The organism is Nocardia ninae NBRC 108245 (assembly GCF_007990755.1).
GTDB classification, from domain to species: Bacteria; Actinomycetota; Actinomycetes; order Mycobacteriales; family Mycobacteriaceae; genus Nocardia; species Nocardia ninae.
This window is the reverse complement of record NZ_BJXA01000082.1, coordinates 17961-39601: the sequence shown is the minus strand read 5'-3', so window position 1 is coordinate 39601 and position 21641 is coordinate 17961. Positions and strand designations below refer to the sequence as shown.

Here is a 21641-nt window from a genome sequence, read left to right as displayed (position 1 = left end):
CCGCGCTCGCGGTGGACTGCGTTGCGGCGGTACTCGGCTACGGCGACGGTGCGGACCTGCCGGTGACCACGCCATTGCGCGACCTCGGATTCGACTCGCTGACCAGCGTCGAATTGCGCAACCGGCTCAATTCCGCCACCGGCCTGCGACTGCCGACCACGCTGGTATTCGACTACCCGACCGTGCAGGCGATCGCGGGGCACCTCGAATCGATCCTGCTGTCCGGCGATACCCGCGACACCCCTGCCTCCGGGGTCACCGCGCAGCCCGCTGTGACCGACGATCCGGTGGTCATAGTGGCGATGGGGTGCCGCTATCCCGGCGCCGCCGTGACGCCCGAAAAGCTGTGGGATTTGGCGGCATCGGGGCGCGATGTGATGTCGGAATTCCCTGTCGATCGTGGCTGGGATCTCGCCGGATTATTCGACGCCGACCCGGACGCACTGGGCAAGTCCTATGCCAATGTCGGCGGGTTCCTCTCCGATGCAACCGAATTCGACGCGGATCTGTTCGGGATCAATCCGCGTGAGGCGGTCGCGATGGACCCGCAGCAGCGGGTGCTGCTGGAGACCGCGTGGGAGGTGTTCGAACGCGCCGGGGTGGATACGGAGGCGTTGCGCGGCAGCCGAACCGGTGTGTTCGTCGGCGCCATCTCGCAGGGCTACGGGATGGGCTCGGGGGCGGGCGGTGCCGAGGGTTATCTGATGACCGGGACGAACACCAGCGTCATTTCGGGCCGAGTGGCCTATGTGTTCGGGCTCGAGGGGCCTGCGCTCACTGTCGACACCGCGTGCTCGTCGTCGCTGCTGGCTACGCATTTGGCAGTGCGTTCCCTGCGGGCCGGGGAATGTGACCTGGCCTTGGCCGGTGGTGTCACCGTGATGGCGAATCCGAACATCTTCGTGGAGTTCAGCAGGCAACGCGGCCTCGCCGCCGACGGCCGGTGCAAGGCATTCGCCGACGCCGCAGACGGAACCGGCTTCGCCGAGGGCGCGGGCCTGGTCCTGCTGGAACGGTTGTCCGACGCGCGGCGCAACGGCCATCGGATCCTCGCGGTGGTCCGGGGCACGGCGGTGAACTCCGACGGTGCCAGCAACGGGCTGTCCGCGCCGAATGGGCTTTCGCAGCAACGGGTTATTCGCGCGGCGCTGGCCGATGCCGGGCTGCGCCCCGATGAGGTCGACGCCGTGGAGGCGCACGGTACCGGCACCAAGCTGGGCGACCCGATCGAGGCGGGCGCGTTGATCGCGACCTATGGCACGGATCGGGATCCACAGCGGCCGCTGTGGCTGGGGTCGCTGAAGTCGAACATCGGCCACACCCAAGCGGCGGCGGGCGTCGCGGGCCTGATCAAGATGGTGCTGGCGATGCGTCACGGTGTTCTACCGCAGACGCTGCACGTGGACGCGCCGTCCCGGCATGTGGATTGGTCGGCCGGTGGGGTGCGCCTGCTGACCGAGCCACGGCCGTGGGACACCGACGGGCGGCCGCGTCGCGCCGCTGTTTCCGCGTTCGGAATCAGCGGCACCAACGCACATCTGATCATCGAAGCGCCGCAACCGACACCGGCGCCGCAGCCCACGACGCGCGCCGGTGCGCCGATTCCACTGGTTTTATCGGGTCGCACCGCCGAGGTGGTGGAGGCGGCCGCGGTAGCGCTGCACGCTTTCCTTGCGGACGATCCGAAGATCGATCTCGCCGGGGTGGGAGCCACCCTGGCGCGGCGCGTCCGGTTCGATCACCGCGCGGTGATAGTCGGCGCGAACCGGGACGAAGTGCTGACGGGTCTGCGCGCCCGGACCGTCGCGGGCATCGCGTCGCGGGGCGCGACGGTATTCGTCTGCCCCGGTCGGGGCGCGCCGTGGTGCGGGATCGCCCGCGAATTACTGGCCTCCTCGCCGGTATTCGCCGACGCGCTGTCCGAGTGCGCGGTCGCGTTGTCCGAATTCGTCGATTGGTCTCCGCTGGATCTGCTGACCAGCGAGGACGACACCTGGCTGGATCGGCCCGACGTCGTCCGACCGGCACTGTGGGCGATGACGATCGGCCTCGCGCGGGTATGGGCGTCGCACGGTGTGAGCCCGGACGCGGTGGTGGGGCATGCGCAGGGTGAGGTCGCGGCGGCCACCATCGCGGGGGCACTGACACTGTCGGATGCTGCGCGGATAGTGACGTTGCCGAGCGCGCTGCCCCGCGATGACGCGCGGGCGGCATTGGCATCGGTCGGTTCGCTGGCGGCACAGGTGCCGATGTATTCGACGTCGACCGGCGCGCCGGTCGGTACCACGGCACTGGACGGGGACTACTGGTCCCGCACTCTGCGGCAGACAGAACCGTGCCGCGGCGTCGCCGAGACAGTGGCCGCGGTCGGGGCCGATGCGGTGGCGGTCGAATTGCTGCTGCCCGACCAGGGCGGCCTTGATCAGTTCGTGACCGCCTTGGGGCGCGCCCACGTGGCGGGCGTGCGGGTCGACTTCTCCGCGCTGTTCGCGGATGCGCAGCGGGTGGAGTTACCGACGTATCCGTTTCACCGGCAACGGTTCTGGCTCGCGCCGGGGTCACCCGGCGGCGTAGTCCGGCCCGGACACCACCCGCTGCTGGGAGACGAAGTGGAATTGGCCGCCGGCGGCGGGTCGGTGTTCACCGGCGAGCTGTCCACGGCACGCACGCCGTGGCTGGTCGATCACACGATCTTCGGGACGGTGCTGATGCCGGGCACCGGGCTGGTGGAACTGGCGCTGGAGGCAGGCGAGCGGCTCGGGTACGGCCGGGTCGAGGAGCTTGTGCTATCCGCGCCGCTGTTGCTGCCTGCCGAGGGGATGGTCCGCGTGCAGGTCACCGTCGGCGAGCTCGACAACGGCGTGGCGCCGGTGCACATCTACTCCCGGCCCGCCGCCGACGGCGGCTGGGTCCGGCATGCCAGCGGCCTCGTCGCCGTCGAGGACACACCGAATCTCGCGGTCGACACCGCCGTTTGGCCGCCAGTGGATGCGATGCCGCTCGATGTCACGGGCGCCTACGCGGGGTTGGCCGCACTCGGTTACGACTACGGCCCGGCGTTCCAGGGATTGCGGGCGGCATGGCGGCACGGTACGGACATCCTCGCCGAAGTGGCACTGCCGCCGGAACAGGCCGCCGACGCTGCGGCGTTTGGGCTGCATCCCGCTCTGCTCGATGCCGCGCTGCATCCGTTGCTGCTCGTCGGGGCGGCGGAGTCCGTCCTGCTGCCGTTCGCCTGGTCCGGGGTGTCAGTGCAAGCCGTCGGCGCGGCATCGCTGCGGGTGCGCCTGACCCCGACCGGTGCGGACACCTTCGCCGTGCGATGCGACGATCCGACCGGAGCTCAGGTCGCGCAAGTACGGTCGCTGACCGTCCGGCCGGTCACGGCCGAGCAACTGCGCGCGGATTCGGCGGCGCTGTACCGGGTGACCTGGGAGGAGATCGCCAACACCGCGGATACGGCCGAGCTCTACCCGGACTGGGCGAGCGTGGTAGCCGCCGACGAGTTGTCCGAGGTCGTGCTGCTGGCGTCCGGTCCGCACGCGATGGCCGAGTTGCCCGATGTGGTGCGCGCGGCGACCGAGCATGCTCTCGAAGCCGTCCAGACGTGGTTGCGCGAAGACCGTTTCGTGGACAAGACCCTGGTCGTTGTCACTGTGGGCGCCGTCGCGGCAGGAGTCGGCGACGTGGTGCGCGATCCGGCGGCGGCGGCGGTCTGGGGGCTGCTGCGCTCCGCGCAGACCGAGCACCCGACCCGGTTCGTGCTGGTCGACATCGATGACGATGATGCGAGCAGGCGCGCGGTGGCCGGCGTCGCCGGTCTGGGCGAACCGCAGGTCGCGATTCGCGCGGGCCGGTGCACGGTGCCGCGGTTGACGCGCGCGGACGCAGCGACCCGGCCGATTCCCGCGTTCGCGCCGGGCACTGTGCTGGTGACAGGCGCGTCCGGCGCGCTGGCGGGTGTGTTGACCCGGCATCTGGTGACCGAGCGGAACGTGCGACATCTGCTGCTGGTCAGCCGGGGCCGGCCGAGCACCGATCTGATCGACGACCTGACCGCCGCCGGGGCCGAGGTGACCTGGGCGGCGTGCGACGTCGCCGACGCCGACGCACTTGCCGAGGTCCTCCGCGCGGTGCCGCCCGCGCATCCGCTCACGGCGGTCGTGCATCTGGCCGGGGTCCTCGACGACACCGTCGTCGAGGCGCTGACCCTGGACCGGCTGCACACCGTCGGGTCGCCGAAGGTCGATGGCGCCTGGAATCTGCACACCCTCACTCGGTCGGCCCCGCTCACCGACTTCATCGTGTTCTCCTCGGCCGCAGCCACCTTCGGCACCGGCGGACAGGCGAACTACGCTGCGGCCAACGCCTTCCTCGATGCGCTGATCGGTCACCGGCGAGCGCTCGGTCTGCCCGGAAACTCGATGGCCTGGGGGCTGTGGGCGGAATCCGGCAGCGCGATGACCGGGCGTCTGACCACCGCGGATCTGGCGCGGCTCGGTGCGCTCGGCCTGCGCCCGCTCACGGCCGCCGATGGTATGCGGCTGTTCGACGCGGCCCGGTCGTTCGACGAGGCCGTGGTGCTGCCGCTCGACTTGGACCTGACGCCGCGCCCGAATGCGGTGCAGCCGTTGCTGAGTCGCTTGATCCGTAGCACCGCGCGTCGGCGCGCGAATACCGTCGGCTCGGGGCACGACCTCGGCCGCCGCGTGGCTGCCCTGGAACTCGACGAGGCGCTGACGTTGGTGACCTCGCTCGTCGCCGACGTGGTCGCGGCGGTCCTCGGATATCCGAACGCCTGCGGCCTGTCGGTGACAACGCCGTTCAAGGACCTCGGACTCGACTCGTTGACCGGCATCGAATTGCGCAACCGGCTCAATTCGGCCACCGGCGTGCGGCTACCGACGACCTTGGTATTCGACTACCCGACGGTGCATGCCATCGCCGAGCACATCGTCGACCGGCTCCGCGCGGATGATGCCCGGCTCCCCGTCGCGCACGCGGCACCGCGGCCCGACACCGCCGAGCCGGTGGTGATCGTCGCGATGAGCTGTCGTTATCCCGGCGGGGCCGGTACACCGGATGAGCTGTGGCAGTTGGTCGTCGACGGTGCCGAAGTGGTGTCGGACTTCCCGGCCGACCGTGGTTGGGACCTGGCCGGTCTGTTCGACGACGACCCGGATGCGGTCGGCAAGTCGTATACCCGCCGTGCCGGGTTCCTGTCCGACGCCGCGGAGTTCGATGCCGAACTGTTCGGCATAAGTCCACGCGAAGCCGTCGCGATGGATCCGCAGCAGCGGCTGATATTGGAAACGACCTGGGAGGTGTTCGAGCGCGCGGGCATCGCTCCTGATGCACTGCAGGGCAGCAGCACCGGTGTGTTCGTCGGCGCGATGGCGAGCGGTTACGGTGCGGGCGCGACGGACTCCGAGGGATATATCGGCACGGGGTCGCATGTCAGCGTTATCTCGGGTCGAGTGGCCTACGTATTCGGTCTCCAGGGGCCGACGGTGACGATCGACACGGCATGCTCGTCGTCGCTGGTGGCCATGCATCTGGCGCTGCGGTCGTTGCGCAGCAATGAATGTGATCTGGCACTGGCCGGTGGCGTGACGGTGATGGCGAAACCGAACACCTTCGTTGAGTTCAGTCGCCAGCGCGGGCTGTCGCCCGACGGACGGTGCCGTTCGTTCGCCGACGCGGCCGACGGCACCGGCTTCTCCGAGGGCGCAGGCATGGTGCTGTTGGAACGGATGTCGGACGCCAAGCGCAACGGTCACCGGATTCTCGCGGTGGTGCGGGGCTCGGCGATGAATTCAGACGGCGCCAGCAACGGCCTGACCGCACCGAACGGCGTGTCACAGCAACGGGTTATCCGCGCGGCGCTGGCTGACGCGGGCGTCGCGGCCGACAGTATCGATGCGGTCGAAGCGCACGGCACCGGCACCGCGCTGGGCGACCCGATCGAGGCGGGCGCGTTGATCGCGACCTACGGCGCGGATCGGGATCCGCAGCGGCCGTTGTGGTTGGGATCGCTGAAGTCCAACCTCGGACATACGCAGGCGGCGGCGGGCGTCGCGGGCGTTATCAAGATGGTGCTGGCGATGCGGCACGGGGTGCTGCCGCAGACGCTGCACGTGGACGCACCGTCGCGTCGCGTGGATTGGTCGGCGGGTGGGGTACGGCTACTGACCGATCCGAGGCCGTGGGAAGCCAGTGGCCGTCCGCGCCGCGCCGCGGTCTCCTCGTTCGGCATCAGCGGCACCAATGCGCATTTGATTCTGGAGGAACCCGCTGTGGCGGAGCCGGTTTCGGCCGAGCCGGTTTCGGCCGAGCCGGTTTCGGCCGAGCCGGTTTCGGCCGAGCCGGTCGCGGTGATGTTGTCCGCCGGTGACGAGGCGGCGGTGCGGGCGTATGCGGGCAAGCTGCGAGCGTTCGTCGCGGATGCGGTGGATGTTGCGGTGGCGGATGTCGCTGCGTCGCTGACCGTTCGGGCGAGGCTGGATTATCGGGCCGCGCTGGTGGCGGGCAGCCGGGACGAGTTGTTGGCGGGGCTGGCGGGGCTGGCCTCGGGTGCGGGCGCGGTGCATCGGGCGGCCGGTGGGGCGCCGGCGATGTTGTTCACCGGGCAGGGGAGTCAATACCCGGGGATGGGGCGGGAGCTGTACGAGGCCTATCCGGTGTTCGCGGCGGCGCTGGATGCGGTGTGTGCGGAGTTCGTCGGGGTGCTGTCGGTTCCGTTGCGGGAGGTGATGTTCGACGAAGCCGGTGAGTTGATTCATCGCACGGAGTTCACACAGCCGGCGCTGTTCGCGTTGGAAACGGCGTTGTTCCGGTTGGTGACGTCATGGGGAGTGGTGCCGGGGTATCTGATTGGGCATTCACTCGGGGAGATCACGGCGGCGCATGTGTCCGGTGTGTTGTCGCTGGCGGATGCCTGTCTACTGGTGGCGGCGCGGGCGCGGTTGATGGCGTCGGCGCCCTCGGGTGGGGCGATGGTCGCGATTGCGGCGAGCGAGGACGAGGTGGCCGGTTCGCTGGCCGGTTCGGCGAGCCTGGTGGCGCTGGCGGCCGTGAATGGTCCGGCGTCGGTGGTGATTTCCGGTGATGCGGACGCGGTGGCGGAGATCGCCGCCGTGTGGTCGGATGCGGGCCGCAGTGTGAAGCGATTGACGGTGTCGCATGCGTTTCATTCACCGCATATGGATTCGGTGCCGGCGGAGTTCGAGGCGGCGATTGCCGGGTTGTCATTTCACCCGCCGATGATCCCGATCATCTCGAATGTGACCGGGACGCTCGCGACGGCGGAGCAGCTGATGGCGCCGGGGTATTGGGCCGAGCATATTCGCGGTGCGGTTCGGTACGCCGACGGTGTCGCGGTGCTGGCGGCGTTGGGTGTCGCCGGATATCTGGAGTTGGGTCCCGGCGGGGTGCTGACGGCGATGACCGCCGGATGCCTACCCGATGACGCGGACGCGGTGTTTGTCGCCGCGTTGCGGGCCGGCACACCGGAACCGAGGACGCTCGTCGCGGCCGTCGCGGAGTTGACTGCCGCCAGCGCGCCGGTAGCACGGCCCGGTCTTCCCGAGGGCAGTCGAATCGAGCTGCCCACCTACGCCTTTCAGCGGCAGCGGTTCTGGCTCGCGGCGCCCGTGCCGCGCTCGGCGGGCCAGTCCGGCCATCCGCTGGTGAGCACCGAGGTGGTCTTCGCCGACGGCGGCGGCGCGGCTCTCACCGGCGACCTGCCGGTGGCCGCGCTCCCGTGGCTGCTCGACCATGCCGTGCTGGGATCGGTGTTGTTGCCGGGCACTGGATTGCTCGAGTTGGCGCTGCACGCGGGTGAGCGGGTGGGCTGCGGCCGAGTCGACGAACTGGTGCTCGAGGCGCCGCTGCTGCTCGCCGCCGGAGCGCAGGTCCGAACCCAGGTGACCATCGGTGGGCTCGACGCAGGCCGCCGTGCGGTGCGCATCTACTCGCGCCGCGACGAGGGCAGCGAATGGATCAGGCATGCCAGCGGATTCGTCGAGCCGGAGGTTGAGGTGGCGGAATTCGGCGTCGGCACCTGGCCGCCCGCTGGTGCTGCACAGCTCGACCTCTCGGATTTCTACCACCGATTTGCCGCCCGCGGCTATGACTACGGCCCGGCTTTCCAGGGCGTGCGGGCCGCCTGGGCGGTCGCCGACGAAGTGCTCGCCGAGATCGCGCTGCCCGAGGGGACCGACGGCACGGCGTACACCCTGCACCCGGCGTTGTTCGATGCGGCGATCCAGCTGCTGACGCTGCTGCCGGGGGACCGACCCGACGAGGTTCGGATGCCGTTCGCCTGGTCCGGTGTCTCGGTAGCGGCGGTCGGCGCGTCGGCGCTGCGGGTGCGGCTGTCGGCCATCGGCCCGGACGAGGTGTCGGTGCGGCTGGCCGACCATACCGGCGCGCCGGTGGCCGCGGTGCGCTCCCTGGTCACCCGATCGGTGTCGCCCGAGCAGCTGGCGCCCTCGACCATCGATGACGCCTGGTACGACCTGAGCTGGCAACCGCTGTCCGATGTGGTGCGGGACGGAACCGCGATACCGGCCCCAACGGTCACGATCCACCAAGATTGGCCCGATATAGCGGGCCGCACGGAGCTGCCGGACGTGGTGCTGCTCGCCGCCGCCGGCCCCTCCGACGTCGACCTACCCGTAGCGGTGCGCGCGGTGTCCGCGCGGCTGTTGGACGCTGTCAAGACCTGGGTGCGGGAGGACCGCTACGCCCACTCGACGCTGGTGGTCGTCACCACCGGCGCGGTCGCGACCGGCGTCGGTGACGCCGTTACCGATCCGGCGGGCGCGGCAGCATGGGGGTTGCTGCGCAGCGCGCAAATCGAGCACCCCGACCGATTCGTACTGGTGGACATCGACGACGACGAGGCGAGCCGACATACGCTGGCAGACATCGTCTCCGCGGGGATTGCGGCATCCGAGCCACAATTGGCGCTGCGACACGGTGCGGCCGTCGTGCCACGCGTGGTCCGCGCACCACGGTCGAATCCGGTGCCCGCACCGCTGCGGACGGACGGCACCTGGTTGGTGACCGGTGCCACCGGCGCGATCGCCGCACACGTCGCCCGGCACCTGGTGACCGCTCGTGGAGTCAGACATCTGTTGTTGCTCAGCCGAAGTCGTCCCGGCGACGCGCTGATCGCGGAGCTGACGGCGGCCGGAGCCGCTGTCACCTGCGCGAGCTGCGATGTGGCGGACGCGGCGGCGTTGGCGCGGGTGCTGGCCGCCATCCCCGCCGCGGCACCGCTGACCGGGGTCATTCACCTGGCCGGCGTGCTCGTCGACGGACTCGTCGACTCGCTCACACCGGAGCAATTCGACGCGGTGCTGCGGCCGAAGGTTGACGGTGCCTGGAATTTGCACACCCTCACCGCGGGCACCGACCTGACGCAATTCGTGCTCTTCTCCTCGGCGGCGGGCACCCTCGGCAGCGCGGGTCAGGCCAACTATGCCGCCGCCAACAGCGTCCTCGATGGGATCGCCGGTTACCGCCGTCAGCTCGGTCTACCCGGCATCTCGGCCGCGTGGGGGTTGTGGGACGGCGGTGGCGGCGCCATGGGAAGCGACCAGGGAGCCGTCATCGAGGTCAACAACGGCGTCCGTGCCCTGAGTCCGGCCGAGGGCATGCAGTTGCTCGATCGTTGTCTCGACAGCGACCGGGCGTCGGCGCTGCCTGCCCGCCTCGACCTACCCCAGCTGCGGAGCAACGCGGCCGCGGGCCTGCTGCCCGCGGTGTTGCGGCAGCTGATCGGCGGCCGCGGCAGGGGCAAAGCTGCCGACGTCGACATTACGGAGGCGGGATGGGCCGCCGGGGTGCGGACGCTGGACGCGGACCAGGCGATCGCAGCCACCACCGCACTGGTCGCTGCGGCTGCGGCCACCGTGCTCGGCTACCCGGACGCGACCGCCGTCCCCGAGGGAAAGGCACTGAGCGACTTGGGATTCGACTCCTTGGCCGCGGTCAACTTCCGCAACCGGCTCAATGCCGCGACCGGACTGCGACTGCCGACCACGTTCGTCTTCGACTACTCGACGGTCACCGATGTCGCCCGCTATGTTGCCGACGAACTGGGCCTGGCGAAACAGTCCGAGACCGTGCCCGGCGACAGCGACGCCGCGATCCGTGAACTGCTGGCGGCCATTCCCGTCGCAGCGCTGCGCCGCGCCGGGCTGGTCACCGTATTGCAGAGCCTCGCGGACTCCGCCGAGGACCCGACCCCGGCAGCGGAGCTCGACGCCGACTACTTGGCCACCCTCGACACCGAAAGCCTGATCAACCTCGCCCTCGATGAAAGCGGCCGCTGATGCCCCGCCGTCGAAACCGCTACGGCCGCATCCGTGACCGGCCGAGCGCGCGGACGGTCTGGCACGAGCCGTCCGGCCTTCATGGATACGAGGGGTGAGTTTTATGTTGCAGAACAATGGATCGAGGCGTGGTGACATGAGTGATACCTCAGCGAAACTGGAAGCGGCGCTACGCGCGTCGATGATGGAGAACGCCCGACTGCGTACGAGCAACCGGGCACTTCTCGCCGCCACGAGTGAGCCGGTCGCGATTGTGGGTGTGGGGTGCCGTTTTCCGGGGGGTGTGGATTCTCCGGAGGGTTTGTGGCGACTGCTTTCCGCCGAGTCCGATGTCATCTCCGGGTTCCCTGCCGATCGCGGCTGGGATCTGGCCGAGCTGTTCGGTCCGGATTCGGAGGCGGCCGGTCGTTCGTATGCTCGGTCGGGTGGTTTTCTCGGTGATGCAGCCGATTTCGATGCGGGGTTCTTCGGTGTTTCGCCACATGAGGCGGCGGCGATGGATCCGCAGCAGCGTGTGCTGCTCGAGGTGGTGTGGGAGGCGTTCGAGCGCGGGGGGATAGATCCAGCTGCATTGCGTGGTCGTGATTGTGGTGTGTTCGTCGGCTCGATGTACCACGACTACGGTGCTCGGCCGGGCGCGGTGCCACCGGAGTCGGCGGCGCACCTGGGTACGGGGACCGCGGCGAGCGTGCTGTCGGGACGTGTCTCCTACCTGTTCGGGTTCGAAGGTCCCGCGGTGACGGTGGATACCGCGTGCTCCTCGTCGCTGGTGGCAGTGCATCAGGCGGTACAGGCATTACGGCAGGGTGAGTGCTCGATGGCGGTGGCCGGCGGGGTCACGGTGATGTCGACACCGGCCACGTTCGTCGAGTTCAGCAGGCAGCGTGGTCTCGCACCGGATGGTCGGTGCAAATCGTTCGCGGCCGCCGCCGACGGCACCGGCTTCTCCGAGGGCGCGGGTGTGCTTGTGCTGGAGCGGTTGTCGGACGCCCGGCGACTGGGGCACCGGGTGCTGGCCGTGCTGCGCGGTTCGGCGGTCAACCAGGATGGCGCGAGCAACGGAATGACCGCGCCGAACGGCCGGGCGCAGCAGCGCTTGATTCGGCAGGCCCTGTCGAACAGTGGACTGAGCCCCGACGATATCGACGTCATCGAGGGGCACGGAACCGGTACCAGACTCGGCGACCCGGTCGAGGCGTCCTCGCTGATCGAGGTCTTCGGAGGTGCCCGGCAGCACGGCCCCGTGCTGCTGGGTTCGGTCAAGTCGAACCTGGGTCACACCCAGGCTGCCGCAGGAGTGGCGGGCATCATCAAGATGATCGAGGCGATCCGGCACGGCGTGGTACCCCCGACGCTGCATGTGGATGAGCCGACGCCACACGTGGATTGGTCGTCCGGTGCGGTGCGGGTGGCCAATGCGGCCCTGCCGTGGCCGGACCATGGTCGGCCCCGGCGTGCGGGGGTGTCGTCCTTCGGGATCAGTGGCACCAACGCACACGTCATCGTGGAACAGGCGCCTGCCGAACAGAACTCGGATGCGCCCGGCGAACGTGGTTCGGGCGGTAATGATTCGGCGTGGCCGCCGTTGCCGTTGCTTCCGTGGGTCGTCTCTGCACGGAGCCCGCAGGCGCTGACGGCACAGGCTCGCCGGCTCGCCGAGCATGTTCGGGCACACCCAGAGCTGGACGCGGCCGATATCGGCTGGTCATTGGCCACCGAGCGATCCAGGTTCGACCATCGAGCAGTCGTTCTGGGCGCCAACCGCGAGAAATTGCTGGCGAGGTTGTCCGAGACGGTGGAGCACCGTCCTGGCGCGGATGCGGCCCGGGGCTCGGCGGCCGCGCCGGGTAAGACAGCGTTCGTGTTCCCCGGTCAGGGTGCCCAGCGCCTCGGTATGGGACGTGACCTGCATGCCGTCTTTCCAGTCTTCGCGGCGGCCTTCGACGAAGTCGTCACGAAGCTGGACGAGCGGTTGGACTGCTCGCTGAAAGAGGTGGTGTGGGGGGCGGACGAGGACCTACTGAACCGGACGGTGTTTGCCCAGGCGGGGCTGTTCGCGGTGGAAGTGGCGCTGTGTCGGCTGGTCGAAAGTTTCGGTCTGAAACCCGATTACCTGATCGGTCACTCCATAGGAGAAATCACCGCGGCCTTCCTGGCCGACGTGTGGTCCCTCGATGATGCCGCCACACTGGTCGCGGCCCGCGGCCGGCTGATGGACGCCTTGCCGGACGGTGGCGCAATGATCGCCGTCGCGGCAGACGAGGAGGAAATCGTCCCTCTGCTGGGCAAAGATGTGGACGTGGCCGCAGTGAACGCGCCCGAATCGGTGGTCATTTCCGGCACGTCTGATGCTGTGGATGCGGTCGCGAAGCGTCTCCGGGAATTGGGTCACCGAACGGTCAGGCTACGGGTATCGAACGCATTCCATTCGTCGTTGATCGATCCTATTCTGCCGGATTTCACCAGATTGGTCGATGGTCTGGTGTCCGCCGCGCCCGCGATTCCGGTGGTATCCAATATCGACGGCAAAATTCATCCCAATGCGTATGCTCGGCCCGAATATCTGGCACAGCAGGCCCGTGGGACCGTGCGTTTCGGTGCCGGGGTCGAGTTTTTGGAACGCGAAGGGTGTATCCGGTTCATCGAAATCGGCCCGGCTTCCGGGTTGACCGTCTCGGTGGACAACACGGTCCAGTCGGACCAAATTATGGTTGCGTCGACGATGCCGAAGGAAAACAAGCCTGAAGTGCCGGACCTTTTATCGACGCTTGCGAAGTTGGACACATCCGGTATCGATGTCGACTGGTCGGCGGTTTTGTCCGGGGCCGGCGCTTCGCGTGTCGACCTCCCTACGTATGCCTTCCAGCGAAATCGTTACTGGATCGACAGCGGTCATACGAATATCGACGCACGTTCGTTGGGCCTGATGCCGACGGATCATCCGCTACTGGCCGCGGTGATCGCGAATCCGGAAACGAATGGCGTGATTTTGACGGGCCGGTTGTCGCCTTTGGCGCAGCCGTGGCTGGCAGACCACGTCATCGCCGGAGTCGTGGTCATGCCGGGAACAGGTCTGGTCGAACTGGCGATGCGTGCGGGGGTCGAAGTCGGTTGCACCGCTCTTCGTCATCTCACGTTGATATCGCCGTTGACAGTTCGTTCCGGGGATATCGTGGCAGTCCAGGTCCGGGTCGAAAGTACCGCAGACCAGGGTGGTTATTCGGTGCGAATCTATTCCCGGGTGGACGACGACCGGGTGCTCGACAGTGCATCCTGGACCTTGCATGCGGAAGGGGTCCTCGGTAGCGTCCCCGACCCGCGCTCGGTACCGCCGTCACCATGGCCTCCGGCCGAGGCGACACCAGTCGACTGTGCCGGCTTGTATGACGAGTTGCTCGGCCGGGGTTATGCGTACGGACCGACTTTCCACTGCGTGCAGGCGGTATGGCGCCGAGGTGCGGATATCTTTGTGCAAAGCTCGCTGCCGCACCACCTGTCCTCCGATGCCCCGAGATATGGGCTTCATCCGGCGTTGCTGGACTCGATCTTTCACCCGCTGATAGCAGCCGGGGCGGATCGCAGCGAGATGATTGTGCCGTTCTTGTGGCAGAATTTCGCGCTGTACGCGGTCGATGCGACAAGCCTGATCGCCGAGATCCGTCCCAACGGTACCGACGGATACGATATTACCGCTTTCACTCCAGATCATCAGCCGGTATTTTCGGTTCGATCGGTACATGGCCGAAAGATACATGCACAGGCACTCGACGACTCCGCAAAGCGGATCGGCCGAGATATGTATGTCCTGGAGTGGAAAGAAACGGAGCCGATCCAGGGGCCCGTGTCATCCTCGTCCAATGCCGCTCTCGAAGTCGACAGTGCCGATGTCTCCGTACACGAATGCGAGGACGGGCACGGTGCAAGTCTCGATGGTGCACGCTCGAATCTCTATTCCGTACTGAACCTCATCAAGAAACTAGAGTCCGATGGCGGCGTCGCTGACGATACGACAGTTGTGGTAACACATGGTGCTGTCTGTGTGCGGGATTCTGACGAGGTGAATCTCTGGCAGGCTCCGGTGTGGGGCCTGGTGCGAGCCGCGCAACAGGAAGCCGTTGGCAAAATCCAGCTCGTCGATATCGACGACAGCGAAGAGGCGAGAATTCTTTTGCCCCGCGCCATCGCGACCGGTCGATCCGAGCTGGCAATTCGCGCTGGCGGCATCTACTATCCCGCCCTGATTCGCCTCCGCTCCGACGAGGGTTCGGCAAGATCCGAGCGCGCCGTGGATCCCGGCGGCACTGTCCTCGTCACCGCCGGTACGCATGGCCTCGGTGCGCTGTTTGCGCGCCGTCTTGTGGAAAGGCATGGCGTCGAGAAGCTGGTTCTGGTCAGCCGCCGGGGCATGGCGGCCCCCGGGGCCGCGGAACTGTGCGCCGAATTGAGCGATCTCGGTGCCGAGGTTCACATCAGATCGTGTGACGTGTCGAATCGATCCGAGATACACGATCTGTTGTCCTGGATACGGCGCGGAGGACCGCTGACCGGCGTAATTCACGCGGCGGCGGTAGTCGATAATGCGCCGATCACCGAGCTCACCGAGCAGCGGTTCGAGGATGTACTCCGGCCCAAGATGGACGCGGCATGGTATCTGCACGACCTGACCAGAGAAGATGATCTGGATCTGTTCGTCCTCGTCTCCTCGGCGGCGGGAACCGTGCTGGCTCAGGGGCAGGCGAATTATGCCAGTGCCAATGCCTTCCTGGATGCTCTCGCGCACCATCGGAGCGGGCTCGGACTTCCGGCCACGGCGATAGAGTGGGGACCGTGGCAGTCGGTCGGGCTGGCTGCGGAAATGAAAGAAGCCCATTGGAGCCGCCTGAAAAGAAAGGGCGTGCAGGGTTTTAAAATGGGAGACGGCCTCGCCGCCTTCGACCGCGCGTTGCAATCGAGCCGACCCGTCGTTATACCGATACGAATTGATTCGGGTGCACTGGCGAAAAACGATGCGAATTCATCCGAGCTCTTGAAAACTGTACATGGAACGCATCGGAAACCTCTGCCGAGTGCGACCTCCGCGATCGGAATACCATCCGAATGGCATCGCCTGGTGGGTGCGGACCGCGAAGAACTCATCGAGCGAACGATCCGCGATATCGCCGGTGAGATCCTCGGATACTCCGATGCGAGTGTGCTGAATGTGAACTTGTCGCTGCTGGAATGGGGCTTCGACTCGTTGACCGCCATGAACCTGAGGAACAGGCTCACCGAGGCATTGGGTGTGCGATTGCCCGTGATCACGCTGCTCGGTCAGCAAGGTGCTCGTGAGCTGGCGCGGGAGATTTCGCGGCACCATGAGCCATCGGAATTCGTGGGGTCCGCAGCAGGAGAAGCTCGAATCTCCTGAAGGTTGTCCGCCGGTCGGCAATCGCGTTATCGGCCTTGGTAGAGGGCGTGCGTATTTACTAACAGAGCGATGGTGGGTGTGATGAGTATTGTAGGTCGCGACGTCGAGTCCTTTGCTTTGACGGGTGTGCAGCAGGGTATCTGGATTGCGCAGTCGCTCGATCCCGGCGTATCCATGAACATATCGGGATTCGTCGGCATTGCGGGCCAGGTCGATCTGGCGGCGATGAATCGAGCGTACTCGGCTGTCGTCGGTGCTGCGGATGCGTTGACGGTGAATATCGTCAACGATGGTCTGGAGGGTGCGCAGGTCCTTCGGGAACCATCGGAGCTGGCAATGCCGGGCGCTATTGATTTTCGAACAGCCCCCGACGCCGAGCTACGGGCACGTGCGTGGATGAACGAGGCGCGAAGCTATATTTTCGATCTGTCCGGCGACCAGCTCTTCGATGTGGTCATACTGCAGATCGGGGAACAACGGACACTGATCTTCTTTGTTTTCCATCACATCATCATCGACGGCTCCGGCCTCGGGGTATTTGTCAACTCTTTGCTCGCGGCGTACGGGCAGACGCTCGAGGGGCAGCCGATCGATCCGCCCAGGTTCCGTCGGCTGTCCGAAATCGTCGATGCGGATCTGACCTACCGCGAGTCCTCGGATTATCTCGATGACGAACGGTACTGGCAATCGCGACCGAATGGCCGGTTCGATGACGTGAAACTTCCGTCGGCCGGCGCGGAAGGCGGCGAGCGAAGAATCATTCGTCAAAGCGCCGGTATATCGCGAACTCAGGTCCGCGGTATTCGGCGTGCCGCGCAGGGTATGGGCGTCACAGTGCCGCAGTTCATCGCCGGTGTGACGGCCGGTCTGGTATATAGGCTGACCGGCAGCGACGCGTTCTGCATTCAGCTTTCCATAGCAAATAGACGGGCGAGTGACTGGGATACTCCGTGCGCTCTCGCCGATATGATCCCCGTTCATTTTTCGATCGACGACACCGCCGGTCTATCCGATATCATCGCGCACGCGAGCACAGAGATCGAAACGGCTGCTCAGCACGGGCGATTTTTGTCGTCGCGTATTCGTCGCGCCAGCGGCAGGGATTGGCTGAAAGGATCTGGCGTCGGTCCGGTAGTCAATGTGATCTCGGCTGACACGGTGCAGGAGCTGAACGGCCATGCGGTGTCGTTCGAGGTGCTGACGATCGGCTCGTTGGAGCCACTCGCGGTGTCGTTCATGCACCAGCGATCGACAGATCGTTCGGCGAAGATCCAGATCGAAGCAGACAGCTCACTGTATTCGCTGGACGATATCGATCGGCTCGTAGGCTGGCTTATCGGGTATCTGGAAGCGGTGGTCGCGGATCCGCAGCTGGGGGTCGGCGAGGTAGCCATCCTCGCCGAGGATGACCGTCGGCAGATTCTCCGGAAGTGGAACGACAACGCGGTCGATGTCGCCCCGGCCACGGTGGTGGAGTTGTTCGAGCGACAGGTTGCCGCGTCACCGGATGCAGTGGCTGTTGTCGATGGTGATGTCGAGTGGAGTTATCGGCGGATCGATGAGCGGGCGGGTCGGTTGGCGCGGGTGCTGGCCGGGTATGGGGTCGGGCCGGAATCGGTTGTGGCGGTGGCGTTGCCGCGTTCGGTGGATTTGGTGGTGGCGTTGCTGGGGGTGCTGAAGGCCGGTGGCGCGTATCTGCCGATCGATCCCGGATATCCCTCCGAGCGGCTGGCCTACGTCGTCGCCGATGCTGATCCGGTGGTCGTACTGACCAACCGCGACATCGTCGACGTCTTGCCGGTGACCGATGCCGCGTATGTGTTTCCCGCGGAGATCGCGGATGACGTTGATCCGGGCGTTGATCTGCGGGTGTCACTGCGGCCGGACAATCTCGCTTATCTGATCTATACCTCCGGCTCCACCGGGCGACCCAAAGGCGTCGCCGTCACCCAGCACAATCTCACCAATCTCATCGGCGGGGTATCGGCGTGGTTCGGTATCGGCGATCGTGAGGTATGGGCATGGCTACATTCACAGGCATTCGATTTCTCGGTCTGGGAACTATGGTGCCCATTGCTGACCGGTGGAAAAGTGGTTGCCTTCTCGAGCGAGTTATCCCGCTCGCCCATGGATATGTGGCAGCACGTGCAATCTGCCGGAGTTACCGTCCTGAACCAAACTCCGTCGGCCTTCCACTCGATAGCTCAAACGCTCGTAGACCGTTACGGTTCGGTTGATTTCGGTGCGCTCGAGTATATTATATTCGGCGGCGAAGCGTTGTCGCCACAGTCCATTGCCGAATACGTGGACGGTAGCGACAGTCCGTGTCTCATCAATATGTACGGTATTACGGAAACAACCGTGCATGTGACCCAACGGGAACTCGGCTGGTCCGACTATACGTCACCCTCGAGCGTGGTCGGTTCTCCGTTGCCGAATACTCGGGTGTTCGTACTGGATTCGTGGTTGCGTCCGGTTCCGGTGGGTGTTGCGGGGGAACTGTATGTGGCGGGAGTGCAGGTATCTCGGGGATATCGAGGGCGGTCGGAGTTGACCGCCGGGCGGTTCGTGGCGAATCCGTTCGAGGGGGGTGGGTCGCGGATGTATCGAACGGGGGATGTGGCGCGGTGGCGTGCCGACGGGGTGTTGGAGTTCATCGGACGTGCCGACGAGCAAGTGAAGGTTCGCGGGTTCCGGGTGGAGCCGGGTGAGGTCGAGGCGGCCCTGCTGGCTTATCCAGGGGTGGTCCAAGCCGCGGTGATGGCTCGTGAGGTTGCCGGTATGGCTGGTGACAAGCGGTTGGTCGGTTATGTGGTTGCCGGCGCTGCGGTCGACGGGGTGGATGCGGCGGGTGTTCGTCGTTTTGTGGGTGAGCGGTTGCCGGAGTTCATGGTGCCATCGGCGGTGATGGTGCTCGATGCGTTGCCGTTGACGCCCAACGGCAAACTCGATCGCAAGGCGCTGCCGGAACCGGCATTCGCCGGACGAGAATATCGGGCACCGCGAAATGAGCGTGAACAGGCGCTGGCGGGGTTGTTCGGGGAGGTCCTCGGTGTCGAGGATGTCGGTATCGATGATTCGTTCTTCGATTTGGGTGGGCATTCGCTGTTGGGTATGCGGGTGATCAGCCGGATTCGGTCGGTGCTGGGCGTTGAGGTGCCGATCCGGATGTTGTTCGAGGCACCCACGGTGGCGGAGTTGGCTGCCCGGTTGAGTGATGGGTCGGGTGTTCGTCCGGCGTTGGTGGTGCAGGAGCGTCCGGCGTTGGTGCCGTTGTCGTTTGCGCAGCAGCGGTTGTGGTTTTTGTTCCGGTTCGATGGTCCGTCTGCGACTTACAACATTCCTTTCGCGGTGCGGCTCGCGGGTGGGTTCGATGGTGGAGCGATGGCGGGCGCGCTGGCGGATGTGGTGGCTCGGCACGAGAGTTTGCGGACGGTGTTCGCTGAGGTCGACGGTTTGGCGGTGCAGCGGGTACTCGATATCGGCGAGGTCGATGTGACGGTGCCGATCATCGATGTCGATTCGGCGGATGTGCGCCAGGCCGTGGTTGAGGCGGCGATGTATCGATTCGATTTGTCGTCGGAGATTCCGGTGCGCGGCAGCATGTTCCGGAGCGATAACGATGAACTGGTGTTGCTGGTGTTGATCCACCACATCGCCGGAGACGGTTCGTCGATCGCCCCGCTACTACAGGATCTGGGCACCGCGTACGAAGCTCGGACTCGGGGGTTGCAGCCGCAGTGGGCGCCGTTGCCGGTGCAGTACGCGGTCGTACCCGACTCATCCATCGAGGACCCGTCATGATCACGAGACAACCTCGGCGAGCCATCTCCTACCTCGCCGCATTCGCAATCCTCGCCGAACCTGCCCGGCCGCAGGAAACACCCCAACCCAGCAGGGCTGAGTTCGACACGTTGCACGAGGCGCTGATGTGGCTGCACGACTGTGTATGCGACGACACGTTGGCGTCCGGAACAGCCCTGGCCGCGGCAGCGGTCTACGCTCGATCTGCCAGCGGAGAAGAATTCGCACCGGTACGTCGGTTCGGTGTCGGCACCGGCCTTGAGGTCGCTGACACAATCCGGATGGCCATCACGGCCGCTCGCCCCGCCCAACAGCTGACCCGCACCGCCTGGACGAGGTCCGCCATCGGTGATCCCGCCTCGGAGGCAGCCCAAGCGCTGGACCAGGCCCTCGCAAGCGGCATCAGCATCGAGTTCACCGATCCCGCTGAACCCGGCCGAATCCTGACCGTCGGCATGATCGATCGGGAATGGATGACCGTCGAGTACCGGCAAGACCACCGGCGCCGCAACGAACTCCGCGAAATCGGTCGCGTCGGCGTCCCGCACTACGCACGAGTCACCGACATGCTCGGCGACCTTGCTATCGGCGCCCCCTACTGCGGCGACGCGCGGGCCGGAGAGCATTTGCCCGTGCTGACCGTGCCGGCCGACATCGTGGAAGACCTCTGTGCGTTTCAAGCTCGCCTGGATGCGTTAGCGGCGAAGGCTCGGATATGCGCGTGCGATCATCCGGAGATCCTGGCCGCTACGGCACGCGGAGCTGCCAGCGCGGCTGGAGAACTCGAAACCGCCGCGATCAGTGCTCGCCTCGCCGACGCGGCACGCAGTCGACGCAGGAACCGACGCCGCCAGACGGTAAGTGCACGAGATCAACGAAAGGCACGGCTGTGAGTCGAGAGCCCGACTTCTGGCACGGGCGTTCGTTCGGGATTTACGGCTCGGTATTGTCTAATACGTGGTCCAGCGCGGAATTCCAGGCGTCGCGGAGGAGCTCACGGTCGGGTTCACCGATGTTGGCGCCGGAGTCATAGCAGCCGCAGGGCCTCGCGTGGAAGCTCTGCTCGCAGTGATGAACCGCGACATTTCCACAGTTGGTGCAGCACACCCATCCGGCGTCGAGGGGAGCTAGATCGTCGGAAACGTCGTCGCACTGGTCGGGCTCGAACCTCTGGGCGAGTACACCGGCCGGAATCGCGTCCTCCGGCCACGCTACGGACCGTTCGGGATCCACCGGTTCACTTCCCAAGACCAGTACGTCATGCAGCCGTGGCCTATCCGCCAGAGTTCGATACAGCCCCAGTTGACTGATCTGCTCGATCCGTGCCCACACATCCGGAAGTCCTACCTCCACGATCAGAGGTGCCTGACCGTCGATCACGAAGTACGCGTGGTCCCCCGGGCCACCCCTGTGGTACACGGCCTGCCAGCCGATGCCGCAGAAGAACTCCCCGAAGACAGCATCCACGCCGCCGGCATAGGTGACACCATCGACGACAACCGGTTCAGGTCCGGCCCAGATATCGTCGAGCATCTCGGTCTCGAATGCCGACCGGACAAGACCGACGACCCACTCGGCATACTGGTTAATCGACTCCTCACTACGGTCCCGTCCTACGTATACCGGCGGATGATCCTCTGGCAGGGGGCGCAATTGTGCCGTCGCGGGATCCACAATTTCTTCGGGCCGTACGCCGCTGATGTATGTGACTCCGCTGATACGCATATCGCGCCGCTGCGCCTGCGCATCGAGCTGTATCGCCTCAACCAGCTGATCGAACCACTGCACCCTTGCGCGACCTCGTCGTGGAATTCGCGCGACAAGTCGGCTCTCAGCGGTCATTTCCGGTACCCCCTGACTCGAACTGGTTCTGGTTTAATGACGCGACCGCAGCCGACCAGCCTGTTCCACCGAGGTCCGCCGGGGCCGGACGATCGGCCCATATGCATTCTCGCTGAGGCGGGCTTCTCATCGATGGTTTACCTCGGAAGAGCGGTTCGTGACCCGTGGTTTCGTGGTTCGCCCGAGAGTGCCGCCAGGCAAGTGGCAGTACGGCTGGCGGGTGCGGGGTGTAGGCCGGTTCTTGT

5 protein-coding genes are annotated in these 21641 nt (G+C 66.2%); 4 read left to right on the top strand and 1 reads right to left on the bottom strand.

Annotation, left to right across the window (positions count from 1 at the left end; translation table 11 throughout):
* From NN4_RS37115 to NN4_RS37100, 4 genes are all read left to right on the top strand, one after another.
* On the top strand, nt 1-10343 hold a 10343-nt coding region (locus NN4_RS37115; RefSeq protein WP_147140958.1), incomplete at its 5' end, for an SDR family NAD(P)-dependent oxidoreductase.
* A gap of 103 nt (nt 10344-10446) precedes the next feature.
* Nucleotides 10447-15750, top strand: a complete 5304-nt coding sequence (locus NN4_RS37110) for a type I polyketide synthase (RefSeq protein WP_308633348.1) — start codon at nt 10447-10449, stop codon at nt 15748-15750.
* Between the two features lie 69 nt (nt 15751-15819).
* Nucleotides 15820-19554, top strand: coding sequence for a non-ribosomal peptide synthetase (locus NN4_RS37105; RefSeq protein WP_147140953.1), 3735 nt, complete (start codon nt 15820-15822; stop codon nt 19552-19554).
* A complete protein-coding gene (locus NN4_RS37100; protein ID WP_147140951.1) occupies nt 19551-20447 on the top strand; it encodes a hypothetical protein in 897 nt (298 codons plus the stop codon). Before NN4_RS37105 ends, NN4_RS37100 begins: the two co-directional genes overlap by 4 nt.
* A 40-nt stretch (nt 20448-20487) precedes the next feature.
* Here NN4_RS37100 and NN4_RS37095 read toward each other — a convergent pair whose 3' ends face one another.
* Entirely contained in the window at nt 20488-21342 is an 855-nt protein-coding gene (locus NN4_RS37095) for a hypothetical protein (RefSeq protein ID WP_147140949.1), read from the bottom strand.
* Nucleotides 21343-21641: the final 299 nt, after the last annotated feature.